The following is a 9,846-nucleotide window of genomic DNA, read 5'->3' as shown; positions in this document are numbered from 1 at the left end:
AAACGACGCCCATTGGACATATCGATGCCGAACTCGATATGGGGCCCGGCGGCGAACTGGTGATCCGGATCGTCGACGACGGGATCGGGCTGCCCGAAGCGCGTGACGCGATCGCCGAACCCTATATGACGACGCGGCAGGGCGGCACTGGGCTCGGTCTCGCGATCGTCAAGAAGATCGTCGAGCAACATTATGGCGAACTGGAGTTTTCCGACAATCCGGCGGGGCAGGGTACATGCGTCACCCTGACGCTCCATCCCGACCGGCTGCGGGCTTTGGCCGGCAAGGGCGGCGAGGCAGGCATGGGGCAGGGTGAAACGGTTCCGGGACGCATCCGCAACCGGCAGGACAGAGAAGACCATGGCGCTTGATATTCTGATCGTCGACGACGAACGCGACATTTGCGACCTTGTCGCGGGCGTCATGGAAGACGAAGGCTATGAGGCGCGGACGGCCTCCGACAGCGACTCGGCGCTCGAGGCGATCCGGCAGCGGCGCCCCTCGCTCGCGCTGATCGACGTGTGGTTGCAAGGCTCGCGGCTCGACGGGCTCGGGCTGGTCGAGGCGATCAAGGCCTTCGACCCGACGCTGCCGATCATCGTGATCTCGGGGCATGGCGGGCTCGACACCGCGGTCGCGGCGATCCGCCGCGGCGCGTTCGACTTCATCGAAAAGCCGTTCGAGGCCTCGCGCCTGCTCCACCTCGTCGCGCGCGCGACCGAAAGCGAGCGGCTCAAGTTCGAATATGAGCAGTTGCGCGAAAAGGCGGGGCCATCGGACGAGCTGACCGGCACCAGCGCCGCGATCAACAATGTCCGCGCGACGCTGAAGCGCGTGGCGGGAACGGGTAGCCGCGTGCTGATCACCGGTGCGCCGGGGGTGGGCAAGGAGGTTGCCGCGCGCGTACTGCACGGCTGGAGCGGGCGGCATACCGCACCGTTCCGCGTGATCTCGTCGGCGCGGATGGATCCCGAAACGGTCGAAACCGAATTGTTCGGATCGGAGGCCGAGGATGGCGCGATCCGCGTCGGCCTGCTCGAACAGGCACATGGCGGCACGCTGTTCCTCGACGAAGTCGCCGATATGCCGCTGACGACGCAGGGCAAGATCCTGCGCGTCCTCACCGACCAGAGCTTCACCCGTGTCGGCGGGCGTACGATGATCCGCGTCGACGTGCGCATCATTTCGGGCTCGGCGCGCGACTTGATGACCGAAATCGCCGAAAGCCGCTTTCGCGAAGATCTCTATTACCGGCTCAATGTCGTACCGGTGCATATCCCGCCGCTGCGCGAACGGCGCGACGATATCGCCAGCCTGTGCGATCACTATATCCGCCGCTACGCCGCCGACCGCCGCGTTCCGCCGCCCGAGATCAGTTCGGAAGCGATGGCTGCCCTCCAGGCGCATGAATGGCCGGGGAACGTCCGCGAACTGCGCAACGTGATCGAACGCGTGATGATCCTCGCGCCGAGCGACCGGCTGAGCCGCATCGATGCCGACATGCTGCCCGCCGAACTGGTGCGCGGCGGGACCGACATCCTGCCCAATTCGGAATCGATCACTGCAATCCCGCTGAAGGAAGCGCGCGAAAATTTCGAACGCGAGTATCTGCGCATCCAGATCAACCGCTTTTCGGGCAATATCTCGCGCACCGCCTCCTTTATCGGCATGGAGCGGTCGGCGCTGCACCGCAAACTGAAACTTTTGGGGCTTACCGAGAGTTCGGATGGCGAAGCCTGACGGCTTTGCGCTAGACGTCCCGTATCGTTTGCCGCATAGTGCGGTAACAAAGAAGGTCAAAGATGCCGGGGCTACCGAGCATCGAAACGCGGCTTTGCCGCCAAGAACAGGAGACCAATGTGTCCGATAAGAATCAGAATCTCCAGGATCTTTTCCTCAACGCCGTCCGCCGCAGCAAGACGCCGGTGACCATGTTCCTGGTCAAGGGCGTCAAATTGCAGGGCATCATCACCTGGTTCGACAATTTCTCGTTGCTGCTCCGCCGCGACGGGCAGTCGCAGCTTGTCTACAAGCATGCGATCTCGACCGTGATGCCGTCGCACGACTTCGATCTCGCGCAACTCGGCGATATTCGTGCCGCACCCGCCGGCAAGGGCAAGGCCTTGCAGGACGTCTTCCTGAACGCCGTCCGCAAGTCGGACGAATCGGTCACGATGTTCCTCGTCAACGGCGTGATGCTGCAGGGCGATATCGTGGCGTTCGATCTGTTCTGCATGCTGCTCGAACGCGAGCGTCAGGTGCAGCTAGTGTACAAGCACGCGATCTCGACCGTTCAGCCAAACGGGCCGATCAACCTGACCGACAGCGGCGAAGCCGAAGACGAAGCGGACGACGCCTGATCGATCCGGTCATCAATAGCGAAGACGAGGTAACCCGCGGCGCCGCCGCGCTCCTCGTCGTGCCCGAATGGCACAACCAGCGCCTTTCGCGCGACCTCGACGCGCGCGCCGAGGAGGCGAGGGGGCTTGCGCTCGCGATCGGGCTCGACGTCGTCGCGATACATATGCTGCGTCTCCGCCAGACGCGCGCCGCGACCTTGCTCGGCGTCGGGCAGATCGAGGCGATCACGCCCGACATTGCTGCGAAGGGCGTCCAGCTCGTGGTCGTCGACGCGTCGCTGACCGCGATCCAGCAGCGCAACCTCGAAACCGCCTTCGGCACCAAGGTAATAGACCGCACCGGCCTGATCCTCGAAATCTTCGGCGAACGCGCCGCTACGGCCGAAGGCCGGCTCCAGGTCGAGCTGGCGCATCTCGATTATCAGGCGGGGCGGCTGGTACGCAGCTGGACCCACCTCGAACGCCAGCGCGGTGGCTTCGGCTTCCTCGGCGGGCCGGGCGAGACGCAGATCGAGGCCGATAGACGGATGATCCGCAATCGCATGGCGCGCATCCGGCGCAGCCTCGAGGATGCGCGGCGCACGCGCCAGCTCCAGCGATCGAAGCGCCAGCGCGCCCCTTGGCCCGTCATCGCACTCGTCGGCTATACCAACGCCGGAAAGTCGACCTTCTTCAATCGCCTGACGGGAAGTGACGTCATGGCGGAAGATATGCTTTTCGCGACGCTTGACCCGACGATGCGCGAGATCGGGCTCCCGGGTATCGAAAAGGCGATCCTGTCCGATACCGTCGGTTTCGTGTCCGACCTGCCGACCCAACTGGTCGCAGCGTTCCGCGCGACGCTGGAGGAAGTGACGACCGCCGACCTGATCGTCCATGTCCGCGACATCGTCCATCCCGACAGCGAGGCGCAATATGACGACGTCCGCGCGATCCTCGAGTCGCTCGGCGCCAACGGACCGCAGGATGGCGGGGAGGGCGAGGCACCGCCGGCGATCCCGCAGGTCGAAATCTGGAACAAGATCGACACCGCCGATGATGACGCCCGCGTGGCGATCGAAAAGTTGGCGGCGCGGCGGAGCGACGTCGCAGTGATATCGGCGGCGACGGGCGAGGGCGTCGAAGCGGCGCGCATCCTGATGGCGGCGCAACTGACCGCGCAACACAAGGTGCAGCGAATCTATCTCGATTACAGCCAGGGCGAAGCGGCGGCGTGGCTTCACGCGCGCGGCGAAGTGCTGGCGGACGAGCCCGAGGATGCGGGGCATGTACTGACCGTCCGACTCGATCCCGCGGACAGCGCGCGTTTCGCACGACTCTGGCCGGCTACTCCTGCGCGTTAAGAACGCTCCGACGCCTTGACCCCGATCCAGTGCTGCTCTTGTTCGTCGAGTGATAGCCCGGCGAGGCTGCCGCCCGCGCGCTCTTCCATCGCGGCAAAGCGCCGGGCGAATTTCAGATTGGCGTCGCGCAGCGCGCTCTCGGCATCGACGCCGAGCTTGCGGGCATAGTTGACCACAGCGAACAGCAGGTCGCCGACCTCCTCGTGCCGTTCGGCATCGTCGGCCGCCGCCGCGACCTCGGCCATCTCCTCGTCGATCTTGTCGCGCGGCCCTTTGGTATCGGGCCAGTCGAAACCGACGCGCGCCGCGCGGCTCTGCAGCTTTTGCGCCCGCAGCAGTGCGGGCAGGGACAAGGCCACACCGGCCAGCGCGCCCGCCGGGCCGTCGGCGGCGCGTTCGGCCGCCTTGATCTGCTCCCATTGCTGGCGAACATCGTCGGTGCTGCGGTGGCCGAAGATATGCGGATGGCGGCGTTCCATCTTGTCGCTGATCGCGTTGGCGACGTCGTCGAAGCCGAACAGGCCGTCGTCGGTCGCGATCTGGCTGTGAAACACGACCTGGAGCAGCAGGTCACCAAGTTCGTCGCAGATCGCATTCGCATCGCCGCCAGCAATCGCGTCGGCAACCTCATAGGCTTCTTCGATCGTATAGGGCGCGATCGTCGAGAAATCCTGCGCCAGATCCCATTCGCATCCGCCGTCGGGGTTGCGCAATTGCGCCATGATGGCGAGCAGGCGATCGATGGGGGATTGAGTCTCGGTCGAAGCCATATAATTATCCGATAATATATATTATGTTAAATTTCTATTGAGGCGGAGAGGTGAAAACCCCCTGCCGTTGGAATCGCGCAATATTTCCGTGACGCCGTTCCGCCGCATCGGTCCCGCAATCAGGTTACGAGTTGCCATGCGCGGATGACGAGGAACACCAGACCGAATATCGCGACCCACGCCAGCGCCATCTTGATCCAGTCGGCCATTGGTAGCCGCCGCGCGACCAGCGAACTCAGCACCAGCGCGAATGCCCCGGCGAACCAGAGGATCTGGACGGTCGTGTCTCCATTCATAACTGCACCTCCAGCCCGTCATAGCCCGGCTCGACACCCGGCGGCAATTCGGCCGCGAGGTCATCATAGTCCATCGTATTGTCCATATGCGTGATGATCGCGCGCGGATTACCGACCTTGGTCAGCGCTTCGAGCGTCATCGCCAGATGCGGATGCGTCGGATGCGGATAGCGGCGCAGCGCATCGATCACGAACAGGTCGACGCCCTGGAAAAAATCGACCATCTCGTCGGTGAACTTCGAAAAATCAGTGGCATAGGCAATCTTGTGCGCACCATCGCTGAAGATCAGCCCGGTCGCCTTGATCGGCCCGTGCGGCATTTCGATCGCCGACACCTCGATCGGCCCGATCGACTGGTGATCGAGCAGGTCGATCGGGTCGACCGACGCCGGATAGCCGGCGTTGCCGGCAAAGGCATAGGTGAAGCGCCACTTCAATATGTCGAGGACATGGTCGCGGGCATAGGCCGGCACTGCCGAGCCGCGCAGGTGCATGATCTGGCGCAGGTCATCGAGGCCGTGAGTGTGATCGGCATGTTCGTGCGTCCAGATCACGGCGTTCACTTCACCGACCCGGGCATCGAGCAGCTGTAGCCGCATGTCGGGGCTGGTGTCGACGAGCAGGCGGAAGCCGCCAAGCGAGATCAGGATCGAGGCACGGCTGCGGAGGTTGCGGGGATTGTCGGGATCGCACTGCCCCCAGTCATTGCCCAGCCGCGGCACGCCCGACGACGTGCCCGAACCCAGGATCCGGACCTTCATGACGCGCGTGACGTCATGGCGCCGCCTTGTTGAAAAGCGAGTAGAAATTGGCGCTTGTCGCGGCCGCGAGCGCATCCGGCTGCTCGTCGCGCAGCGTCGCGAGGAACGCCAGCGTATCGGCAACGAAAGCCGGCTCGCCGGTCTTGCCGCGATGCGGGACGGGAGCAAGGAAGGGGGAATCGGTCTCGATCAGCAGCCGGTCCTGCGGCAGCCATTTGGCGGTCGCCTGCAGGTCGGCAGCATTCTTGAAGGTCACGATCCCCGAGATCGAGATGAACAGCCCGAGGTCGAGCGCCTTGCGGGCGAAATCGTCGCTGGCGGTGAAACAGTGGATCACGCCGGGGAAAGTCGCCCGCCCCATCTCCTCGCCGAGCAGCCGCAGCGTGTCAGCCTCGGCATCACGCGTGTGGACGATGACCGGCAGCCCGGTTTGCTGCGCGGCGTGGATATGACGGCGGAAGCTGTCCTGTTGCCGGACGCGGTCGCTCTTGTCGTAATAATAATCGAGCCCGGTCTCGCCGATCCCGATCACGCGCGGATGCGCGGCGCGCTCGACCAGCTTGGCGGTATCGACGTCGGGATGATGGTCGGCGTCGTGCGGATGGATGCCGACGCTCGCCCAGACATCGTCATTCGCTTCGGCCGCGGCCAACACATCGTCCCACTCGCTTTCGCGCGTCGCGATGTTGAGCATCGCGGTGACGCCGCGCGCCCGCGCCCGCTCGAGCACCTCGCCCTGCTGCTCGGCGAGCCCCTTGTAATTGAGATGGCAATGCGAATCGACGAGCATCAGGCCTCCCCTTCCCCTTCCGGCAGTTCGAGCCGCGGGAAGATCGGGACCGGCTGGCCGACTACGAGGCCACTCGCGACCAGCTTCGCGAACCAGTCCTTGTCGGCGAGCGCCGCAAAATCGCGCGTATCCCCGGCGATACCCATCTGGTCGAGAAGCTTGTCCGCCGCCGCCGGTACGACCGGGCGGATGGCGATCGCGAGCGTGCGGACCGCCTGGAACAGCGTCATCAACACCGCGCGCATGCGTTCGGGGTCGGTCTTGCGGAGTGCCCAGGGCGCCTGCGTGTCGACATATTGGTTGCATGCGAAGACGGCGCGGATCCAGTCCTCGATACCGACGGAGAAGGCGAGCTGTTCGAATTCGCGCGGCAGGTGCTCCGTCGCCATCGCGTGCAGCTCGGCCAGGAGGTCGATATCATCCTTCGCGGGCGCATAGTCGGCCGAAAGCACGCCATCCAGATTCTTGAAAATCATCGACAAACTGCGCTGCGCGAGATTGCCGAAGCTGTTCGCCAGATCGGCGTTTGCGGTGCGCACGATCGCCTCGGCCGAATAGGTGCCGTCCTGCCCGAAGCTGACTTCGCGGAGCAGGTAATAACGCAGCGCGTCGACGCCGAACTGCTCGGCGAGGGCCATCGGATCGACGACATTGCCGAGCGACTTCGACATCTTCTCGCCGCGGTTGAGCAGGAAGCCATGCCCGAACACCTGTTTTGGCAGCGGCAGGTTAGCGCTCATCAGGAAGGCCGGCCAGTAAACCGTATGAAAACGAACGATATCCTTGCCGATCATATGGATATTCGCCGGCCAGAATGTCCCGAAATCGCTGTCCGGATCGGGATAGCCGAGGCCCGAGAGATAGGTCGTCAACGCGTCGACCCACACATACATCACATGCCCCGGTGAACTGGGGACCGGCACGCCCCAGTCGAAGCTGGTGCGCGAGACGCTGAGATCCTTGAGTCCGCCCTCGACGAAGCGCAGCACCTCGTTGCGGCGGCTTTCGGGGCGGATAAAATCGGGCTGGTCGTTGTAGAGCGCAAGCAGCCTGTCCTGATAGTTCGACAGGCGGAAAAACCAGCTTTCCTCGACGGTCCATTCGACCGGTGTGCCCTGCGGCGAGAGGCGGGCGCCCCCCTCCCCGTCGGTCAGCTCGCTTTCATCGTAGAAAGCCTCGTCGCGGACCGAGTACCAGCCTTCGTAGCGGTCGAGATACAGGTCGCCATTGGCTTCCATCGCTTTCCAGATCGCCTGCGACGCGGCATGGTGCGCGGCGTCCGAGGTGCGCATGAAATTATCATAGCTGATATTCAGCCTGGCATACATCTCACGGAAATATCCCGACATTTCATCGGCAAGGTCGATTGTGGCGCGACCCTGGTCGCGCGCCGTCTGGAACATCTTCAGCCCATGTTCGTCGGTGCCGGTAATCAGCCGGACGTCGCGGCCGCGTGCACGCTGGAACCGCGCCATGACATCGGTCGCGATCGCCTCATAGGCGTGGCCGATATGGGGGCGACCATTGGGATAGCTGATCGCGGTGGTGATGTAGAAAGGTTCGCTGTTTTCGGACATGCGCGCGCCTTAGCCGCTGGCGCGCGCAAGGGAAAGCGTCAGCGTACCGATTGCCCCGCCGATTGTCCGTGGCGCGGCGCCAATTCGGCAAGGCAGTTGCCGATTTCGAAGCCGACCATCGATCCGTCGTACGACCCGCGGATCGCATCGCGGACGGTGCGCTGGACCCGGTCCCATTGGGCGAGGATCGGCGCGATCTCGGCGACAGGGCGCTCGCGCGCCAGCCGCGCGAGCAGGCCGGGGACGATGTCGATCACCAGTTCGAGGCGCGCGCGATTGCTCGTCCCGCCGACCTCGCGCGCGAGCGCTTCACGCAGCCGGTTTTCGGGATCGCCGCCGGTCGCTATCGTCAGCAGCTTTTTTTCCATCGCCGCGACATCGCTGTCGATCAGGGCGAGCGCCTTGCCCGGCACGCCTCCCGACGCCGCGACGATCGCGCGCACCTCGGTCATTTCGAGCATCGGGCGCAGTTCGTGGAGCCATGCGGTCATGACGTCACGGTCAATCGGTTGAAAACGCAGCGTTCTGCATCGCGACCGGATCGTCGGCAGCAAACGTCCCGGTGAATGGCTGACGAGCAGGAACAGCGTTTTCGCCGGCGGTTCCTCGAGCGTCTTGAGCAGCGCGTTGGCGCCGTCGGTTTCGAGATCGTCGACCGCGTCGACGATGATCACCCGCCATTCGCCAAGCGACAGCGACAGGTGCAGGCGGCGGATCATCTGCCGCACCTGCTCTATCGTGATATTGCGCGCGAGGTCCTTTGTCTTGTCCTTGGGCTGGCGCGCGAGGTGGAGAATCTCCGGGTGATTGCCGGCATCGACCAGACGGCCCGCGGCCTCGTCGCCTGCATCGTCGAGGCTGGCCGCCTGCCCTTCGGCGCCGTGGGTCACCAGAAAGCGTGCAACGCGTTCGGCAAAGGCGCCCTTCCCCATCCCCTGTAGCCCCGCGAGCAGCCAGGCATGATGAAGCCGCCCGCCCTGCCACGCCTCGACAAACGCCTTTTCGGCATCCTGGTGGCCGATCATGCCAGCCACCCGGCGAGATCGGTGAGGATCGCCGCGGTGACGTCTGCGGCGGGCGCGTCGGCATCGATGATCCGCCAGCGCGCGGGTTCGGCCTTCGCAATCTCGACGAAGCGCGCGGCTAGGCGCGCCTGATAGTCGGCGGGCTTGCTGCCCATCCGGTCGCTGCCGCCGCGTTCGGTCAGCCGCCGGGCGGCTTCATCGGCACTCACCGTCAGCAGGAAGGTGCGGTCGGGCAACAGCCCCTCCGAGCCGAAGCCGTGGAGCGCGAGCAGATCGGCATCGGTGATCCCGCCGCCGCCGCCCTGATAGGCGCGGCTCGAATCGACGAAACGGTCGCAGAGCACCCACGCCCCGCGCGCCAGCGCCGGGCGGATCGTCCGCGCGACATGGTCGGCGCGCGCCGCGGCAAAGAGCAGCGCCTCGCTGCGCGCGTCCCAGCGGTCGTCGCTGCCTTCCATCAGCAGCGTACGGATCGCTTCGGCGCCCGTGCTGCCGCCGGGTTCGCGCGTCGCGACAACCGCGATGCCGCGCGCTTCGAGCGCGGCGGCCAGCGCGCGGATCTGCGTCGACTTGCCGACCCCTTCGCCGCCTTCGAGCGTGATGAAGCGCCCGCGCGTCATGTCGCTATCGCGCAATTCGAAAGGATGGGATGCCGCCCGTGCATCGTTCGGCGGTAGCCAGGCGGATGGCTTTTGTCATCTCCGCGTAGCGGCTGCCCCGCCTTTCGGTGCGGTTTGCGTTATTGCGGGCGCATTGCCCGACGCGAAGCCCCATTCCATCAACCGCTCGGCCTCTTCGCGCCGGGCCTTTTCGCTGCCCATGCCGGCGACGACCATCACGAGGCGGCGGCCGTTGCGCTTTGCAGAGCCGAGAAAGCAATAACCCGCCTCGGAAGTATGCCCCGTTTTCAATCCGTCGGCCCCC

General features: G+C 64.9%; 11 protein-coding genes and 1 pseudogene. 4 read left to right on the top strand and 8 right to left on the bottom strand.

The genetic code is table 11. The annotated features are described in order from the left end of the window. The 4 genes from VGD20_RS12490 to hflX form a co-directional block, all read left to right on the top strand. A partial coding sequence (locus VGD20_RS12490; protein WP_331134756.1) for an ATP-binding protein occupies positions 1-371 on the top strand: 371 nt, incomplete at its 5' end. Continuing rightward, positions 361-1,740 carry a sigma-54 dependent transcriptional regulator gene (locus VGD20_RS12485; protein ID WP_331134755.1) on the top strand — a complete coding sequence of 460 codons (1,380 nt, stop codon included), beginning with the start codon at positions 361-363 and terminating at the stop codon, positions 1,738-1,740. The genes VGD20_RS12490 and VGD20_RS12485, both read left to right, overlap by 11 nt. Positions 1,741-1,802: 62 nt before the next feature. Next, entirely contained in the window at positions 1,803-2,360 is a 558-nt protein-coding gene (hfq, locus tag VGD20_RS12480) for an RNA chaperone Hfq (RefSeq protein ID WP_414714572.1), read from the top strand. A 59-nt stretch (positions 2,361-2,419) separates the two neighbouring features. Beyond that, a complete protein-coding gene (hflX, locus tag VGD20_RS12475; protein ID WP_331134753.1) occupies positions 2,420-3,703 on the top strand; it encodes a GTPase HflX in 1,284 nt (427 codons plus the stop codon). Here hflX and mazG read toward each other — a convergent pair. From mazG to VGD20_RS12435, 8 genes and pseudogenes are all read right to left on the bottom strand, one after another. After that, on the bottom strand, positions 3,700-4,473 hold the full coding sequence (mazG, locus tag VGD20_RS12470; RefSeq protein WP_331134752.1) for a nucleoside triphosphate pyrophosphohydrolase: 774 nt from the start codon (positions 4,471-4,473) through the stop codon (positions 3,700-3,702). The two genes, hflX and mazG, sit on opposite strands and share 4 nt — an antisense overlap. 119 nt (positions 4,474-4,592) lie before the next feature. Beyond that, the gene (locus VGD20_RS12465) at positions 4,593-4,769 is read right to left on the bottom strand and encodes a hypothetical protein (protein WP_331134751.1); all 177 of its coding nucleotides are present in this window, start codon (positions 4,767-4,769) and stop codon (positions 4,593-4,595) included. Continuing rightward, positions 4,766-5,530 carry an MBL fold metallo-hydrolase gene (locus VGD20_RS12460; protein WP_331134750.1) on the bottom strand — a complete coding sequence of 255 codons (765 nt, stop codon included), beginning with the start codon at positions 5,528-5,530 and terminating at the stop codon, positions 4,766-4,768. The genes VGD20_RS12465 and VGD20_RS12460 overlap by 4 nt, the downstream gene beginning before the upstream one ends. Positions 5,531-5,543: 13 nt before the next feature. Continuing rightward, positions 5,544-6,320, bottom strand: a complete 777-nt coding sequence (locus VGD20_RS12455; RefSeq protein WP_331134749.1) for a TatD family hydrolase — start codon at positions 6,318-6,320, stop codon at positions 5,544-5,546. Continuing rightward, on the bottom strand, positions 6,320-7,897 hold the full coding sequence (metG, locus tag VGD20_RS12450) for a methionine--tRNA ligase (RefSeq protein WP_331134748.1): 1,578 nt from the start codon (positions 7,895-7,897) through the stop codon (positions 6,320-6,322). The genes VGD20_RS12455 and metG overlap by 1 nt, the downstream gene beginning before the upstream one ends. Positions 7,898-7,935: 38 nt before the next feature. Then, complete coding sequence (locus VGD20_RS12445; protein WP_331134747.1) at positions 7,936-8,922, bottom strand: DNA polymerase III subunit delta'; 987 nt, start codon at positions 8,920-8,922, stop codon at positions 7,936-7,938. Continuing rightward, a complete protein-coding gene (gene tmk / locus VGD20_RS12440) occupies positions 8,919-9,542 on the bottom strand; it encodes a dTMP kinase (protein ID WP_331134746.1) in 624 nt (207 codons plus the stop codon). Before tmk ends, VGD20_RS12445 begins: the two co-directional genes overlap by 4 nt. Positions 9,543-9,617: 75 nt before the next feature. Continuing rightward, positions 9,618-9,846 (bottom strand): annotated as a pseudogene (locus VGD20_RS12435) (D-alanyl-D-alanine carboxypeptidase); the annotation flags it as partial.

Source organism: Sphingopyxis sp., from assembly GCF_036402335.1.
Taxonomy (GTDB): Bacteria; Pseudomonadota; Alphaproteobacteria; order Sphingomonadales; family Sphingomonadaceae; genus Sphingopyxis.
Note: the sequence above shows the minus strand (reverse complement) of the source record. Positions and strands in the feature narration are given on the sequence as shown.

Excerpts from the sequence above, each read along its gene's own strand:
- hfq (WP_414714572.1), top strand. The coding sequence starts at position 1,803 with ATGCCGGGGCTACCGAGCATCGAAACGCGGCTTTGCCGCCAAGAACAG.
- VGD20_RS12455 (WP_331134749.1), bottom strand. The coding sequence starts at position 6,320 with ATGCTCGTCGATTCGCATTGCCATCTCAATTACAAGGGGCTCGCCGAG.
- metG (WP_331134748.1), bottom strand. The coding sequence starts at position 7,897 with ATGTCCGAAAACAGCGAACCTTTCTACATCACCACCGCGATCAGCTAT.
- VGD20_RS12485 (WP_331134755.1), top strand. The coding sequence starts at position 361 with ATGGCGCTTGATATTCTGATCGTCGACGACGAACGCGACATTTGCGAC.
- tmk (WP_331134746.1), bottom strand. The coding sequence starts at position 9,542 with ATGACGCGCGGGCGCTTCATCACGCTCGAAGGCGGCGAAGGGGTCGGC.
- mazG (WP_331134752.1), bottom strand. The coding sequence starts at position 4,473 with ATGGCTTCGACCGAGACTCAATCCCCCATCGATCGCCTGCTCGCCATC.
- VGD20_RS12465 (WP_331134751.1), bottom strand. The coding sequence starts at position 4,769 with ATGAATGGAGACACGACCGTCCAGATCCTCTGGTTCGCCGGGGCATTC.
- VGD20_RS12445 (WP_331134747.1), bottom strand. The coding sequence starts at position 8,922 with ATGATCGGCCACCAGGATGCCGAAAAGGCGTTTGTCGAGGCGTGGCAG.
- VGD20_RS12460 (WP_331134750.1), bottom strand. The coding sequence starts at position 5,530 with ATGAAGGTCCGGATCCTGGGTTCGGGCACGTCGTCGGGCGTGCCGCGG.